Origin of the sequence: Bacillus sp. BR3(2024) (genome assembly GCF_039134555.1) — a bacterium.
Classification (GTDB): Bacteria; Bacillota; Bacilli; order Bacillales; family Bacillaceae_G; genus Bacillus_A; species Bacillus_A cereus.
Map to the genome: position 1 here is coordinate 2692889 of NZ_CP152433.1, position 15597 is coordinate 2708485.

Here is a 15597-nt window from a genome sequence, read left to right on the forward strand (position 1 = left end):
AAATAAGGTATAATCTACATATAGTGAACCTTTTACGTCATTAAATAAAAGGTTCTTATACTCAAAAATTCATAAACTAGAAGGTGCAACAATGTTAAGTAGTTTTATTCATTCAGTATTAACGTTTTTTGAAGGATTAGGTTATTGGGGCATTATGCTTGGACTTATGATTGAAATTATCCCAAGTGAAATTGTCCTTGCTTATGCAGGATACTTAGTATTCAATGGAAGTATCTCATTTATAGGCGCTGTTGTATTCGGTACAATTGGCGGTGTTATTGCTCAAATCTTTATTTATTGGCTTGGACGATACGGCGGACGCCCTATATTAGAACGTTACGGAAAATATATTTTCATACATAAAAAACAAATAGATGCTGCAGAAGATTGGTTTAATCGTTACGGAACTGGCGTCATTTTTACAGCACGCTTCATTCCAGTAGTGCGTCATGCGATTTCAATTCCTGCTGGTATTACAAAAATGCCATTACTACGTTTCACTACATTAACAGCACTTGCGATTATCCCTTGGTCTATTATTTTCATTTATTTAGGTGAAAAACTAGGTGAAAATTGGGAGAATATAAATGATATTGCTGGTCCGTATGTGAAATCATTCGCAATTGGTGGCGTCGTACTTATACTTTTATACTTCGTTATAAAAAAATGGACAAAAAAGCGTAAAAATCTCGCTTAAGAATATAATAAAAACCGCTATAAATTCATTCGGAATTATAGCGGTTTTTTATTTATATATGAATTAATCTTCAGGAATTATATAATACCTTTCCATCTACATTTACATGGATAAGCAACCATTTGATCATTTCTTTCGTATATTATCTCAAAAAGGAGTGATTCCCCTATGCATTGGCAGCAAAAAATACCGTACTTAATCGGACGCCCTATCGGCATTTCCTTCATAAATGGGCAAGGAACTTCTGGTGTATTATGTTCAGCGCATGATGGTCAATTATATGTGTATGAATACCTTTATCAAGCTCAGTTTGCAATGAAACATTATGATTATAGACAGATTCAAGATATACATGCATTCCCAAATTGTCCTCACCAAAATCCTCTATACTAAAAAAATCGGAACGGCTCATAGCCATTCCGATTTCTATACTTTATTTCTCAGAATAAAATTTCTGCACTGCTTCATCAAAATAAATCCAACCTTTCCAGCCCAAATGAATCGTATCTTTTAAGAAATACTTATCATATTCATGACCAGAGAAATCAATTACTGGATATCCTGCTTTCTCAACCTGTTCTCGAACTTTTTTATAATACACTTCACGGCGTTCTTTCGGGAAGCCAGTATAATCATACCAGGGCCCATTTACAGGTACAGAAATAAAGAGTGGTTTGACATTTTTCTCTTTAAATAACTCTAAAATAATTTGTAAATCATCGTATTCTGGTGATTCATCATATGTTTCATTTGCTCTAAAGTTTTTTAAACCTTTTAGTTTTTTCTTCAGATTATTCTTATGATAATACGGATTTTCAATTCCGAATGTATTTGTAGTAGACTCAGCTTTCCCTTCTTGTTCTGCGTGTTTACGTGCGTCTTCCCAAGAAATTGAACGAAGTCCGATATTTGTTTTCTCCTTCATCGGTTCGATTTTAAATAAAGAGTTAAATATATCTCTATGATCTAAAATATTTCGATGCATATAAGCAAGTGGTTTAACTAAACCTGCTTTTATGTTATGTTTCGTATCATTATATACAATACCTTCTAATGAATTTTTTAATATATCATCTTCTTGAACAACTTTATAATCTAATAGCCGTTTCGCGATTTGCTTTTTCATTTCTGGATTTATCTTATCATTAAAAATAAAATGATATGCTTGTTGTTTGGAGAAATTATTAGTGAAATCCCCTTGTGAGACACCAGTCTTTGTAAACCATTGTGGTGAAAGAACAAAGACTACTTTTTTACCTTCTAATTCATCCATAGTAGATGTCATATTTAAAATATGAGCTAAACTTTGTGTACCGCCAGTTCCAATTAAAAACGGTGTAAAACCAGCTGGATTTACTTTGAAATAATTAGACGGATGATATGCATCCATTCGTAAAAATTCTGATGAACCGTACATCGGTAAATACTGTGAATTCTCTAACATTTTTTGCTGTAAGAAAACACTTTGTAATTTCTCTTTTTGTAAAGAAGTTGCCGCATCTTCTACCTTCTTATCACTAATAAGCGATACTAAACTTTTCGATGGGATTAGAATGATAATGAAAAAAAGCACACATGCTAAAATTATAGGACCAAAAGCATGCTTCATTTTCATCTTCTGTCCCTCTTTCTATCGTTATTAAATTGTAACCCTTGTTTTTGACACGTCATCTTTTCTCTCCTTTGTCTCTATACATGTTCCATTCTATTTATCTATTATATACATGTATGTATTTCCTTCCTTGTTCTATTAAGCCCTATATAAATAGCGCAAGAAAATGTTTCCATAGAAACATGTTAATTATACAAGATTCTACATAAATTTCACACTGGAATTTTAGTAATAATTTTATTTTTTAACAATAAAAAAACATATGAAATGTCTAGAATTCTTCGGATGATGTATGAAGTTCAAAATATGATAATAAACGCCCGCTATGATTAACTTCATGAGTATATATAAACCCGAGCTTTCGTAAAAGTTTTTTCGAGCTCTCATTTGCTACTTTAACTCTAGCAATTATTCTTGTTACATTCAAAGTCTCTATTGCATATTTAATGGAAGCCTCTGCTGCTTCTAATGCATACCCATTCCTCCAATGTTCTGGGTCAAGGAGATACATAATTTCTATTGCACCTGTTTCATCTACCTTTCTTAAACCACAATGTCCTAAAAGCTTTCCTGTTTCACTATTAAATAACAACCATACCCCGAAGTCATACTGTTCCCAATGTAAGATAAGTTGCCCAATATAATCATTTGTTTCTTCCTTCGACATTCCTCTTGATTTAGCCAACCATTTGCCAACAGTATCTTTTTTTAATATGTTATAAAACTGATTAATATCTTCTACAATTGGTTTCCTCATAAATAATCTTTTTGTATAAATTACTTTCTCTTCTTCAAACATAGACATCATTTCCCCTCCAAATACTGTTTACAGACTAATAAATTATACCATGAACTATTTTTCTAACTTTAAATAAGAAAAACAGACTATCACATACATGAAGTCTGTTTCTCCATTCTTTTATTTTTGTACATCTGCCCATTTTAAACTTGTAGCTGGACCAAATTGATGTACATATAAATCTTTCACATATGGTTTTTGTAAGTAAGATAATCCGCGCTGGAATACCGGTGCAATTACTGCATCATCAAGTAGCATTTTTTCAGCATCTTGCATTGCTTTCCAGCGAGCCTTTTCATCATTACCTAATTCTGTTTTAATCTTCTTAATTAACGCATCATATTCTGGGTTTGCATATTCTGTATTATTGACGCTACTTCCAGAAAGGAATACTTCTAAGTAAGTCATTGGATCTGGATAATCTGGTAACCAGCGTGATAACGACATTTCATATTCTTTCTTCTTCTCAAGTGCTAATTTTTGCGTATGTGGTTGTAATTTCACATTCACTTTTAATCCTGGTAAGTTTTTCTCAAGCTGCTCTTTAATGTACTCTCCAACTTTTTTAAAGTTTTCCAAGTCATAATTTAATAGTTCTAACGTCACTTCATTTGTACCTGTCTCTTGTTTTGCTTTCTCCCAATATTCCTTCGCCTGTTTTACATTTGTCTTATTAAACTCACCAGCCGTACTTCTAAAATCTTTCTTATCTGGGCCCTTTAAAAATCCTTTTGGTACGTAATAGTTTGCTGCAACCGATCCATCATTTAAAAATGAATCTGCGAGTCCCTTCTTATCAAAAACTGTACTTAGCGCAAGACGTGCATTTTTATTTTTAAGAATCGGTACATTTTCATTAAATCGGAAGAAGTACATAACTGGATCTGTATATTGTTTTAACTCTTTATTATTTTTATATTTATCTACGAATTCTGTAGAAATAACAGCTCTATCAACTTTATCTGTTTCATATAAATTTACCGCAGTTGAAATTTCTTTTACAATTTGATAGTTTACTTCATCTAACTTCACTTCTTTTTTATCCCAATACTTATCGTTTTTCTTCATTGTAAAGCTAGCTTCATGCTTCCACTCTGATAATGTAAACGGTCCATTATATACCGCTTTATTTGCTTCTAATCCATATTTATCACCTTGCTCTTTCGCATATTTTTCGTTAATTGGATAGAAGGATGGTAAAATTAATAATTTCGTAAAATACGGTACAGGATGTTCTAGCTCTACGACGAATGTTTTATCATCCTTCGCTTTTACTCCTAATTCATCTAGACCTAGTTGTTTTTTATTTATCTTCTCAGCATTTTTTACATCGTACGCAATGTATGCATATTGAGAAGCAGTATCTGGATTTACCAACTCCTTCCAAGCGTATACGTAATCATGAGCGGTTACTGGCTCTCCGTTAGACCATTTCGCATCACGTAATTGGAATGTATATGTTTTTCCATCTTTACTCACTTCATATTTTTGTGCGTCGGCTTCAATTACTTCATCATTTTTCGATAGACGAAATAGTCCTTCCATTACGTTATTCAAAACGTTAAACGAGACTGCATCTGTTACTTTCCCTGAATTTAACGACGGAATTTCACCTGTTTCTAGTAACTGTAATACTTTCTTCTCATCTTTCGGCTTTGTTGCAGTTTTTTCTTTTGCGCAACCAACTAAAAATGAAGAAACTAATAGAGTACTAACTAATGAGTAACGAACAACTTTTTTCATTTAAAAACCCCCTTCTATTTTTAAGGTAAGTAACGACGAGCACCAGCGTATTCTTCTATATATCCTGGTGTATTTAGCGGTATAATCTCTACCGACCTTTCAGCTCTTGGTGAGTGAATCATATTGCCATCACCAATATACATTGCAACGTGATGGACACTACCTTTCCCTTGATCATGTGCAAAGAAAATTAAATCTCCTTTTTGTAGATTTTCTTTATCAACTGCAACCCCTGCTCTTGATTGCGGTCCAGAATCTCGCGGAATTGTAATGCCGTGCGATTTATAGATCGTATGTGTGAAGCCAGAGCAATCAAATCCAAAACCACTTGTACCAGCCCATATATACGGTAAGCCTAAAAACATTTTCCCTGTGTTAATTAAATCATCGGCCGCCGGAGTTGGAATATCAGTTTGAGATCGGTAAACTGTTCCATCATTTTTTCGTAGCCATGCTTTCTGACCATTTGGCAACAATACACGGTATGAAATTGTGTCTTCACTTAATAGCGGCAGTCTTGTATTATAACTGACTTCAAGTGATTTATGTTTTTCAGAAGGATTTATATATAAAATCGCTGTTGGTTTGGTTATTAAGACAAAAGGTTCATTTGTTTTATCTGCAAATTCTTGATTATATGTTAATTGTTTTTCAGGCATCCAGCCCGGATAACCTTCTTCATTTCGTGGTGTTGGCTGTCCATGCACTAATACCTTCACCCATTCGCCTTTCTTATCAATAACAGTTACTTCTTGACCGAGTAAAGCTTGTGTTTCTAATTTATTTGCATTTGTTAACCATAGTTTCTCGTCAAGTGTCATTGATTTCGTCCATTTCCATAGATCCACTGGATTTGTTGCACTCGGTGTATCGATTGGTCTTAATGAATCAGGTGCTGTCCATAACGTTGCAGCAGATACATCTATAAATGCTTTATTATCCTTCTTTTCTTCAGCATTTGCCGATGTAAACGATGAAAATATAAATAAAGTTGTTAAAAATGCAGTTCCTACTTTTTTCATATATATCCCCCTTAAAAGATAGTTTACTTGTCTCTTCTCCTAAGATTTACTATTCACTGTCGATTGAAGGTTTACCTTTGATCCAGAATAAGTCATTCCTTCTGGCTCTTCCATTAACCAAAGCGGTGCATCAAGATCAAAATAATGAATATTAGGATGCGCTGCCGCTAAATGCGCAACAGCACTAACGGAAAGTGAAGACTCCATCATGCTGCCCACCATACACTTCACACCAGCTGTTTCTGCGATATCAGCAATACGCCATGCTTCACGTATGCCACCACATTTCATTAATTTAATATTAATGAAGTCTGCATATCTTCCTTGAACGAGCTTTAATGCGTCACTTGCTGAAAATATACTTTCATCGGCCATAATTGGCGTTTGCACACGATCTTTGACGTACTTTAACCCATCCCAATCTTTCGCGTGTACTGGTTGTTCAATAAATTCTATATTTAAATTACGATTTTCCATCTCTTGAATGATAGAAACCGCTTCTTTTGGACTCCAACCTTGATTCGCATCTAAACGTAATGTCGTATTTCTTGGTACCACATTTCGAATTGCCTCAATACGTTCCAAATCTAAATGCGCCTCTTTACCCACTTTAATCTTTAATGTTTGAAATCCTTTTTCTATATGTTTCTTCGCTTCTTTTGCCATTAATACAGGCTCATCCACACTCACTGTAATATCGGTATGAATTTCTTTCTTCCCGCCTAACAATGCATATAACGGCACATTTTGATATTGGCAATATACATCATATAAAGCGATATCTACCGCTGCTTTTGCACTTGAATTTCCAATACAACTCATTTGAATGCGCTGTAGTAACTGCTGAAATTGAATGATATTTTGACCAATTAAACATGAACGCATCGGCCCTAAAATCGCTTCTTCCATTCCGCTGGTGAAATCCCCCGTAATAACTGGCGTTGCGGCTGCAGCCCCCTTACCAATCACTCCTTCGTCTGTATGAATATAAACATCTATACTTTCAATTTCGGTTACAGTACGAAGCGCGGTTTTAAACGGTGTATGCAGTTTTACACGTCTACGATTTACTTTTACATCTGTAATTTTCATTTTGTTCATCCTTTCGTTCTCCAATGAAGTGAAATTTTAATCCACCGGAGATTTATACCCACGGATTATTAGGTAAACCTATTGGGCATTTACTCTCCTATCTCTCTACTTTATTTTCGTTTGCTTTTGATGTAGGACGATAATGTGAAATAAAAAAATCCAGCCATAAGAATGATTCTTACGGCTGGATTTTGTCTATGATTGAGTAGACAAAGCAGCAATCTGATTATATTTTTTCTGTGCATCTTTTAGCGCTACAAGTAACGCTTTTTGAGAAGAACCGAAATATCGGTTCTTTACTTCCATTACTAACGCCGGGTCATTTATATTTTTATGTAGAAATAAATATTTAACAAATTGAGATGTTAATGCAATTGTCGCTGAGCAGTCTGCATCTACAATTTCCCCTGTATCCTTAACAAGTATAAATGCTACGAAATAGCTTTTAAACTTTTCAGTAATGGGATTATTTTGAGGTGCTTTCGCATCCCCTACGATATAAATTGTATTTGAAGCGTACACAGCTATCTTCCTTTCTTATACGAGGATAACGGGTTTCTTAATAGTCATATGAGCGAGGAACTCAACGTTGATTAAAAAATGTATCCGCTTACCTTGTATTATAATATAATTGACAGAATTTTAACAACATTTATTTTAGTGCATATTCCATATTTATGAAAACAGCTTAAACTCTTCATTTCTACAATATGTGATTGTTCCTTGTACCATGACATTCATACATGAAAAACTGCACCCCCAATTGTTAGACGGTGTCTAACAATTGGGGGTGCAGTTCAATGGCTAACTGTTTTTTATTACTTTGGCATCACAAATATAGTTTCATTTGACTTAGAAAATTGATACTCTTTTCTCGCTAACTTCAAAATTTCTTCCTCATCGTCTGTTAAATTTTCTATGTTAGTCTTTAAAGAATCTTTATCTTTCTTTAAAGATACTAATTGCTTCTTTTGATCCGTAATCGTATCTTTCTTTTTATCAATTACTTCTTGTTGTTTCGTTAAAATATATTGAACGTACAGAGTAGTTGTCGCAATAAAAAGGACCATTAAAATAAGTCGCCTTAACTTCTTTTTATTTACCCTATGCTTGTCACTAGGTTGTGATAATTGCTCTGGTATATTAGGAACATTTACTCGCTCGAGTTTCCTCATTCAAATCCCCCTAACCCATATTTTTCACTACCATCGGCACGTTTTCTTACTAAATTAAATTCTATTCTTATAAAATAAACTCCTTCACAAAAATATCCCATAAATTAACCAATTAAAGATAGCATTCGACGACATTTCCATATTTACACCGATTTTTTTTATACATGCTGCTATAAAATAGTAGTTTCTGTAATTCTTTTTCTACTATTGTAGAAGAGTTTTTTCACACAAAAAATTCCTTCCCCACATATCCATGTTATAACATGCTTACAAGGAGGGGAATATGCATTACCGCACATTAGGTAAAACTGGAATAACTGTTTCTGAAATAGGTTTTGGCGCATGGGCAATCGGTGGTGATGAATGGGGACCTGTTAACGTTAAACAATCTATAACCGCTATAAAAAAAGCAATTGGGTGTGGTGTGAATTTTATTGATACTGCGGATGTGTATGGTTTAGGACATAGCGAAAAGTTGGTGGCTACCGCGATTAAAGGACATCGCAATGATATTATCCTATCAACGAAAGGTGATTTAATCGGGCATCACTACGACCCTAATAGAGTTCCTGTATATGATACTCCCGAAAAAATCATCGCCGTATTCGAAACAAGTTTACAACGTCTTCAAACAGATTATATTGATCTTTATTTTTGTCATATTTGGTGGCATAATCGTAGGGAAACAGAAGCATTTCTACGTGCATTTGACATATTAAAACGTGATGGCAAAGTAAGAGCAGTCGGTGTTTCGACTCATGATTTACAATACATTCATCATTTCAATAACAACAACGAAATTGATATCGTACAGCTTGATTACAATATATTAAATCGAAAACCAGAAAAAGATATATTACCATTTTTACAAGAGAAAAATTTAGGAGCTGTTATTCGTGGTCCATTAAAAATGGGCATTTTAACTGGAAAATTCACAAATAAAACAATTTTTCCGGATGGAGATTTACGCAAAGATTGGCCAAATGAAACTTGGTTTCAAGAAGACTTACAAACTGTAGAGAAACTTCGGTTGCTCTCAAATAAAAATCAGACCTTAGGGCAACTTGCACTTCGCTATGTACTCTCTCATCCGGCAGTAAGTGTTGTAATTCCTGGTGCCAAAACAGGAATACAAGCACAAGAAAATGCAAATGCATCTGTTCGCCCTATGTTGAGTGATGAAGAGCTTAACTATATTCATTCAATATAAAAAGCCCAATTCGGGCTTTTTAATTTGGGAAACTAATATCATACTCCATTCGCTTCGCTGTGTCCTCCGCAACATGCACACCTAACAAGTTTTTCACAATATGAAATGCCATATTAATTCCAGCTGAAATTCCGGCAGATGTTATAATATGTCCTTCATCTATAAACTTTACATTTTCTATAACTTCAACATTTTGAAACTCATTTTTAAACTTTTCAATACTAGCCCAATGTGTTGTTGCTTTTAAACCTTCTAGTAAACCTGCTTTCGCCAGTAATAGCGCTCCTGTACAAACTGAAGTCATCAGCTTTACTTCTTTCATTTGTTGGCGAATCCATTTTATTACTATTTCATTTTTTATTTCATATTTTCTAGCACCTAACCCACCCGGAATTATTAAAATATCCACTGGTGGTAAATTTTCAATACTATAATCTGACTGTACTTTCAATCCATTCCTTGCTGTAATCATTTCCCCATTCTCGCTAACTGTATAAACAGTAAATGGTTTTTCTCCATTCACCTCAGTTACAGAAAAAACTTCAAATGGCCCTGCAAAGTCTAACACTTCTACTTCATTAAATAAAAATATACCAACACTCCATTTATTCATCATAAGTTCACTTCCTGTTTCAAATGATATAAAAGGTGATCATATCCTTTTTCTAATGCAATATCATACGCTGTTTTCCCATCACTTTTCTTAATCATCTTATTAGCTCCATTTTTAAGGAGCAACATAATTATTTCCTCATTTCCTAATAATGCTGCTTCGTGGAGTCCTGTCCAGCCACCACTTTGCATAATATTTATATCTGATCCTTTTTCAATTAAGAAATCGACAAGTTCACTTTGCTTGTTCGCAATTGCCGCTTGCAAAGGCGTATTTTCATTTTCGTTTTTCGCTCTACTATGTATATCTGCACCACTTTCTAAAAGAAAACTCGCTATTTCTTTCTGTCCAAAATAAGCTGCTAAATGAAGTGGTGTCCATCCATCTTCACTACATTCGTTAACAATACTTGGACTCGCCTTTATAAACTTCACTACTTTTTCCTTATTACCACTTATAACAGCTTGTGCTATTGATTGTAAATGCTCCATAATAATCTCCCATCCTTCAAAATATTTAAGCATCTCCTTCTACATGTTCTATTCATTATTATATTTTCCTTTTAAAATCTTAAGTTTACATAATAATATTATATATCACTTTTTGTGCTTAATGCTGAATAGCAATAATGTTAAAAATACTGCCTTTAAACAATGAAGACCATGATTTCATTAGAGTGACTGAAAAAGCAAGCAAAAAACTATACACATAGTTTTCATCATATTTGTTCAGTTGCATGAACTAAAACAGGTAATGTTTATTCTGCTATTTATGCTTTCAACATATCAAATAATATTATTCCAATAAAAAACAATCCATTTTAAAAATGGATTGTTTTTTTATTTCTGTTTTATGCGATTTATTTTATTTTTGTATTTTCAATGATAGAATAATTATATTTACAAAAATGAAACGCTACTATCTTAGCCCCTCTTATAGTAAGTTTTTCGTTCGAAAACAAAAATACAATTTTACCTTACAATTGAAAAAACATATGTAAAAGTTTCTAAAACAGCTGCCTTATCATACTAATCTATAGCAATTCTGTCTTCTTCCCTTACCTGTTTCCTTTAACACATACGATTTTAAAACTAGCGCCGTTAATGCATCTGTTAATGTTTTATATGATAAATTTGATAATGCCAATAGATCGTTCGTATATAACATTCTATGCTTCTCTAATAATAATAGTACTAATCGTTCAGACGGTTTTAATGCCTCGTCACTTTCTAGTATAAAGTCTATATTTTTCATTTCTCTAATTACTACTCCTTATATAAAAAAATACTTTAGGTGCTAATTTAATATGAAAATAATACATAACAAAATTATAGATATATTAAAATAGTACCATCTAAAAACACTATTATACTATAACATAGAAGTAGTGTTTCCCCAAATAGGAAATGCTTTTTTATATCGCTGTAAGATTCTTGCAAATGTACATAATATTTTGTACCATTACCCGCCAAGTTTTCTTCTAATTTCGCTGCTCATCTCGATGTATTGGTAATCAATGAAGTTCTTCTAAATTTATAAACAAATAAAAAACGGTTCGTCTATCATGCCCTAAACATGAATGACAACCGTTTTCTAGTTTCTTCTTAATTAACATGCTCTATCTTAAATATTTCTTGCAATATGCGGCTTACTGTAATGACTTGTTCCACCGCCACCTACAACTACTTTACCGCCTTTTTCGAAAATTAATAATTTACTTGAACCATCTGCAAGAAGCACTATTACTTCAGCATTATTACTTGTTGCTATATAAATTACATAACCACTCTTTGATATACAAGTTTCCCAATTCGCATCAAATTCTGATCTTACTACACGATTTGAATACACTTGATTTTCAATTCTATCTTGTTCTACGTTTTCCAAATTTATTCTCCCCTCTTCCCTGCATAGTTATATATATTAAAATAGCACCATCTAAAATAGTGACCGATTTTAACATAAATAGTATATGTAATTAGTAGGAGAATGCTTGGACAATAGAAACGAAATAGACTTCGGGAATTTTACAATTGAAACTTCTCTTTAATCATTTCCGCTACTTCTTTTGCACTCAAATACGTGTTATTAATTTTTATATACTCTTCTTTTTCAATTTCACCATGAAGAGAGTTTAATCTATGCATTTTCATCGTTTCTTTCAAATTATTTTCAGACCACTCAATATCTCTTTTTTTCGGTTTATGTTCTAATCTATTCGGGCTTTTATTTCGTTCTAATCTTTCATCTAATTCCGCTTCCAGCTCTACAAAATACACTGTCCCACCTTTTGATTCAAAAATATTTTCTACATGATGTATATAATCCCAATCCTCTTGGAGGTCAAATGCCCATATATACGTAAAAATCATTCCAGATAAATCACTTTTAGATACTTCTTCAAATATTTCATTACGAAATAAACTTACTAGTCTTTTTGCTTCTTTCGTACTGTAATCAAAAATTGGACTTACTAAATCAATTGTCATGTGGTTATGAAAAAGTTTTAAACCAGTTAATGTTGCTAATTCTTGCCCCACTGTCATTTTCCCAACTGCTTGTGGGCCAAATATTAATATAAATTTCATTTATTTCCCTCCAATCTTTCTCTATAAACCATTACATAAAATAAAAAATAAGACAGCCGATTTTAAAACGATTGCCTTATTTTTTATTCATAGTTTTAGTTCTATTCTTTTCGCACAGCTTCAAAAGTAATCATTTGATTTGCATTTGACGGTTCTTTTTCATAAACATATTCAGCAGAGCAAGTAATGTTTGAGAAACCTATACTTTCTAAAAGAAGTATAAACTCTTCTATTCCATACCAGCGCAGCGCAAAGCGTTGCAATTCTGTTTGTACTAACTGTCCTTTACTCCACTTTTCATATTTCAAATATGATACAGTAACTTGGTTCAGCCAATCTATTTCAATTGATTTATTTTCTAATGTGATTCCGTCTCCGCTTGGCAAAGAGAAAGTCGATGTATGAATTTCCCCAGTCTTCCATTTATGCGGGAGCATAATATCTACGATTAATCGTCCACCTGGATTAAGATGTTCATAAAAACATTTTAATGCATTTATAGAATCCAAACGATTTTCAATTAAACAATAAGATCCAGTAGGAATGATAATTGCTTCATATTTATGCGGAAGTGAAAATTGTTGCAAGCTTCCTTCATATAAATTAGGATGTAAGCCTCTCTCTTTACAGCGCTTACGGCAAGAATCTAGCATTTCAGGTGAATAATCTATCCCATCCACTTTAAAACCAGCCTCTAGAAGCGGAATGATGACACGCCCTGAACCTACTGCGGCTTCGAGGATTCTTCCTCTACAATCTTTTAAACGTTCTTTGTAATACTCAATATCACCATTTAAAGAATAACCGACTGGTTTTGTGTAATCATACAGTTCCGTACAAAGTGTACTATAAAAACTAAACATTTATTTTCTCCTCCGTTTTTACGTACGGAAGATTTCAATTCAACTAATCTTCCTGTACCTCTAATTTTAATGAGATTTCGAAAGAGCTGACTATCATAATATATCACTCACTTTCCATAGAATATAATGATATTGTATTACATACCCTTCCAATTTGAAATATAAAAATTAAAAATTCAGACTACAAATTAAAGAGCTTACTTTAGTAAGCTCTTTAGAAAAAATATTTATTTCACAATCGGCAATGTCACTTCACTTAATTTCACTGTAAGTTTCGTGCCAGCTTTCGGTCTAATTGTATAATCATAATCACTTGCAATTAAAACAACTCCGATTTGATGCCCCACTTTAAATACATAATCATCTGGCTGCATATCCCATGTAAATGTATAATCTTTGCCCGCTTGAATCGCTGTTGAATTTTCTATACTCTTTACGTTTTGTGGATCCATCCAGCCTCTCGTTACGATTTCCGGCTTCGCTCCTCCATAGTCAACAAGTAACGCTGTTAAATTTGATACAGATCGATCAATATTTCCTGTAATTGAAATCTTTGGTGTACCACTTATACGCGTATCTTTTTGCAGTACAGGCATTGTATATACTAATCGATTTGCTACTTCTAATTCTGGATGTGCTACTAATTGGTTTGATTTTATTTGTGCATCATCTAAGAATGAGAAAACTTTATTAGCCGATCCCATACTTAGTGGCAAATTGACTGATTTATTGCTTAAATACATACGGATTTTTGAAGGTACAGCTGCTGGATCTGGCCAATTTTTTATCTTTTGCCACGTTTTATTTTCTCTTTGCAAATCAACCATTGGTTCATCCATAATTCCATTTTCAATTCCGTACAACCAATAATCTAACCATTTATTTTGTGTTTGCTGCCAGTTATTACTTGATGTCCCACCATGACCACCTTGGTGTAGCCACATTTTACGCGGAACATTATTTTCTCCAAGTGCTTCCCACCATTGCGCGAACTGTTTCGTTTTAACATTCCAATCGTTTAAACCATGAACAACAAATACACTCGCTTTTACATTTTTAGCATCTTTTACATAGTTACGTTTATCCCAAAAATCATTATAATTACCTGTTTTTCGGTCTTGTCCAGCCGTTAACTCTTTTATAACTTGTCCGCAAACTTCAGGGTTTTCCCTTGTCAGTACTGCTTCTGCCATATTATCTGTATCTTCTCCTTGATATCCGCCTGGAGCAATGACTGCACCATTTGCACGATAATAATCATACCAACTACTAATTGCTGCGATTGGAATAATTGTTTTTAAACCTTCAACTCCAGTAGTCGCAACAGCATTTGGTAATGTACCATTATAGGAAACTCCAGTCATACCTACATTTCCTGTAGACCAATTTGCCTGAACTTCCTCACCCTGTTCTGTAAATGCTTTCGCGCGACCGTTTACCCAATCAATAACAGATTTTGTCCCGAGTATCTCTTGTTCATCTCCAGTTGTAGGGCATCCATCTGATTTTCCAGTACCGATACTTTCGCCTAGAATAACTGCATAACCTCTTGGCACGTAATAGTTCCCATACGAACCAAGATTAACCGCTCCATACGGTTTTCCTTCATACGCATACAATTCTTCATCTACATTATATACAGGAACATCTTTTAATCCAGATCGATATGGACTCATTTCATAAATAACAGGAACTTTCACATTCGGATCTGTCTTTGGACGCATAACTTTTATCGATACTCTGTCTTTCTTACCGTCTCGATCACTATCAACTTCTGTCTCTACATATAAATTTTCGATAATAGCTTCATCGAGAGAATAAATCGGTTTTGTCATCCCATTTTCTAATTCAATTTTCGTACTTTTAGTCTCTTCCTTCTTCTCTGCATGCACATCCATAGTAAAGCTAGGTATAATTGTTGCAGATAGCATTGCTGACAGTGTAATTGCCATTTTCTTTTTACTCAAAATGTTCCCTCCCCTTATTCGTTCTCTTTTACTATATAACAAAATAACTGAAAATTCAGTTTTATTTTATATAAAAGTTGAGAAACTCAAAGATTTCTTATTAAGTAAAATTTAATCCAGGTATGAAAGTATTTTCCCACTTCCTCCTTCTTTATAACGTGAAACTTTAATCAGCCCTCACCAATTGGGCGTTTACGATCAGCAGGGCCACTTCTT

17 protein-coding genes are annotated in these 15597 nt (G+C 33.6%); 3 read left to right on the forward strand and 14 right to left on the reverse strand.

What is annotated here, in order from left to right; translation table 11 throughout:
* Positions 1 to 91 precede the first annotated feature (91 nt).
* Together V7S45_RS13935 and V7S45_RS13940 are read left to right on the forward strand one after the other, a co-directional pair.
* Complete coding sequence (locus V7S45_RS13935) at positions 92 to 697, forward strand: DedA family protein (protein WP_000952913.1); 606 nt, start codon at positions 92 to 94, stop codon at positions 695 to 697.
* 168 nt (positions 698 to 865) lie between these two features.
* A complete protein-coding gene (locus V7S45_RS13940) occupies positions 866 to 1090 on the forward strand; it encodes a hypothetical protein (RefSeq protein WP_000558689.1) in 225 nt (74 codons plus the stop codon).
* A gap of 40 nt (positions 1091 to 1130) precedes the next feature.
* Here V7S45_RS13940 and dltD read toward each other — a convergent pair whose 3' ends face one another.
* From dltD to V7S45_RS13975, 7 genes are all read right to left on the reverse strand, one after another.
* Positions 1131 to 2312, reverse strand: coding sequence for a D-alanyl-lipoteichoic acid biosynthesis protein DltD (gene dltD / locus V7S45_RS13945; RefSeq protein WP_000782309.1), 1182 nt, complete (start codon positions 2310 to 2312; stop codon positions 1131 to 1133).
* Positions 2313 to 2580: 268 nt separating this feature from the next.
* Complete coding sequence (locus tag V7S45_RS13950; RefSeq protein WP_000061617.1) at positions 2581 to 3114, reverse strand: GNAT family N-acetyltransferase; 534 nt, start codon at positions 3112 to 3114, stop codon at positions 2581 to 2583.
* A 114-nt stretch (positions 3115 to 3228) separates the two neighbouring features.
* Positions 3229 to 4851 (reverse strand): peptide ABC transporter substrate-binding protein, encoded by a 1623-nt coding sequence (locus V7S45_RS13955; protein WP_342761403.1) that lies wholly within the window; start codon positions 4849 to 4851, stop codon positions 3229 to 3231.
* A 20-nt stretch (positions 4852 to 4871) separates the two neighbouring features.
* Positions 4872 to 5873, reverse strand: a complete 1002-nt coding sequence (locus V7S45_RS13960; protein ID WP_006921880.1) for a C40 family peptidase — start codon at positions 5871 to 5873, stop codon at positions 4872 to 4874.
* Positions 5874 to 5912: 39 nt separating this feature from the next.
* Positions 5913 to 6974: a dipeptide epimerase gene (locus V7S45_RS13965; protein WP_001038463.1), complete on the reverse strand. Its 1062-nt coding sequence runs from the start codon at positions 6972 to 6974 to the stop codon at positions 5913 to 5915.
* Between the two features lie 186 nt (positions 6975 to 7160).
* The gene (locus tag V7S45_RS13970; RefSeq protein ID WP_000271312.1) at positions 7161 to 7487 is read right to left on the reverse strand and encodes a DUF3870 domain-containing protein; all 327 of its coding nucleotides are present in this window, start codon (positions 7485 to 7487) and stop codon (positions 7161 to 7163) included.
* 296 nt (positions 7488 to 7783) lie between these two features.
* On the reverse strand, positions 7784 to 8140 hold the full coding sequence (locus tag V7S45_RS13975) for a septum formation initiator family protein (protein WP_342761404.1): 357 nt from the start codon (positions 8138 to 8140) through the stop codon (positions 7784 to 7786).
* Between the two features lie 283 nt (positions 8141 to 8423).
* On the opposite strand from V7S45_RS13975, the gene V7S45_RS13980 reads away from it, so the two are divergent.
* Positions 8424 to 9350 carry an aldo/keto reductase gene (locus V7S45_RS13980; protein ID WP_342761405.1) on the forward strand — a complete coding sequence of 309 codons (927 nt, stop codon included), beginning with the start codon at positions 8424 to 8426 and terminating at the stop codon, positions 9348 to 9350.
* Positions 9351 to 9369: 19 nt separating this feature from the next.
* On the opposite strand, the gene V7S45_RS13985 is transcribed toward V7S45_RS13980, so the two are convergent.
* The 7 genes from V7S45_RS13985 to V7S45_RS14015 all read right to left on the reverse strand — a co-directional run bounded on the left by V7S45_RS13985 (position 9370) and on the right by V7S45_RS14015 (position 15381).
* Positions 9370 to 9966 carry a DJ-1/PfpI family protein gene (locus V7S45_RS13985; RefSeq protein WP_000981437.1) on the reverse strand — a complete coding sequence of 199 codons (597 nt, stop codon included), beginning with the start codon at positions 9964 to 9966 and terminating at the stop codon, positions 9370 to 9372.
* A complete protein-coding gene (locus V7S45_RS13990) occupies positions 9963 to 10454 on the reverse strand; it encodes an ankyrin repeat domain-containing protein (protein ID WP_342761406.1) in 492 nt (163 codons plus the stop codon). The genes V7S45_RS13985 and V7S45_RS13990 overlap by 4 nt, the downstream gene beginning before the upstream one ends.
* Before the next feature lie 532 nt (positions 10455 to 10986).
* Positions 10987 to 11217, reverse strand: coding sequence for a hypothetical protein (locus tag V7S45_RS13995; RefSeq protein ID WP_000789029.1), 231 nt, complete (start codon positions 11215 to 11217; stop codon positions 10987 to 10989).
* Between the two features lie 369 nt (positions 11218 to 11586).
* Positions 11587 to 11850, reverse strand: a complete 264-nt coding sequence (locus V7S45_RS14000; RefSeq protein ID WP_000432421.1) for a hypothetical protein — start codon at positions 11848 to 11850, stop codon at positions 11587 to 11589.
* 140 nt (positions 11851 to 11990) lie between these two features.
* Complete coding sequence (locus V7S45_RS14005) at positions 11991 to 12551, reverse strand: AAA family ATPase (RefSeq protein ID WP_342761407.1); 561 nt, start codon at positions 12549 to 12551, stop codon at positions 11991 to 11993.
* Between the two features lie 101 nt (positions 12552 to 12652).
* Positions 12653 to 13414: a class I SAM-dependent methyltransferase gene (locus V7S45_RS14010; RefSeq protein WP_342761408.1), complete on the reverse strand. Its 762-nt coding sequence runs from the start codon at positions 13412 to 13414 to the stop codon at positions 12653 to 12655.
* A gap of 227 nt (positions 13415 to 13641) precedes the next feature.
* Positions 13642 to 15381 carry a Xaa-Pro dipeptidyl-peptidase gene (locus V7S45_RS14015; RefSeq protein WP_342761409.1) on the reverse strand — a complete coding sequence of 580 codons (1740 nt, stop codon included), beginning with the start codon at positions 15379 to 15381 and terminating at the stop codon, positions 13642 to 13644.
* Positions 15382 to 15597: the final 216 nt, after the last annotated feature.

What these genes read in the sequence shown, in the direction of transcription:
- V7S45_RS13940 (WP_000558689.1), top strand. Translation starts at nt 866, where the DNA reads ATGCATTGGCAGCAAAAAATACCGTACTTAATCGGACGCCCTATCGGC.
- V7S45_RS13985 (WP_000981437.1), bottom strand. Translation starts at nt 9,966, where the DNA reads ATGATGAATAAATGGAGTGTTGGTATATTTTTATTTAATGAAGTAGAA.
- V7S45_RS14010 (WP_342761408.1), bottom strand. Translation starts at nt 13,414, where the DNA reads ATGTTTAGTTTTTATAGTACACTTTGTACGGAACTGTATGATTACACA.
- V7S45_RS13995 (WP_000789029.1), bottom strand. Translation starts at nt 11,217, where the DNA reads ATGAAAAATATAGACTTTATACTAGAAAGTGACGAGGCATTAAAACCG.
- V7S45_RS13975 (WP_342761404.1), bottom strand. Translation starts at nt 8,140, where the DNA reads ATGAGGAAACTCGAGCGAGTAAATGTTCCTAATATACCAGAGCAATTA.
- V7S45_RS13960 (WP_006921880.1), bottom strand. Translation starts at nt 5,873, where the DNA reads ATGAAAAAAGTAGGAACTGCATTTTTAACAACTTTATTTATATTTTCA.
- V7S45_RS14005 (WP_342761407.1), bottom strand. Translation starts at nt 12,551, where the DNA reads ATGAAATTTATATTAATATTTGGCCCACAAGCAGTTGGGAAAATGACA.
- V7S45_RS13990 (WP_342761406.1), bottom strand. Translation starts at nt 10,454, where the DNA reads ATGGAGCATTTACAATCAATAGCACAAGCTGTTATAAGTGGTAATAAG.
- V7S45_RS13955 (WP_342761403.1), bottom strand. Translation starts at nt 4,851, where the DNA reads ATGAAAAAAGTTGTTCGTTACTCATTAGTTAGTACTCTATTAGTTTCT.
- V7S45_RS13965 (WP_001038463.1), bottom strand. Translation starts at nt 6,974, where the DNA reads ATGAACAAAATGAAAATTACAGATGTAAAAGTAAATCGTAGACGTGTA.
- dltD (WP_000782309.1), bottom strand. Translation starts at nt 2,312, where the DNA reads ATGAAAATGAAGCATGCTTTTGGTCCTATAATTTTAGCATGTGTGCTT.
- V7S45_RS13980 (WP_342761405.1), top strand. Translation starts at nt 8,424, where the DNA reads ATGCATTACCGCACATTAGGTAAAACTGGAATAACTGTTTCTGAAATA.
- V7S45_RS13950 (WP_000061617.1), bottom strand. Translation starts at nt 3,114, where the DNA reads ATGTCTATGTTTGAAGAAGAGAAAGTAATTTATACAAAAAGATTATTT.
- V7S45_RS13935 (WP_000952913.1), top strand. Translation starts at nt 92, where the DNA reads ATGTTAAGTAGTTTTATTCATTCAGTATTAACGTTTTTTGAAGGATTA.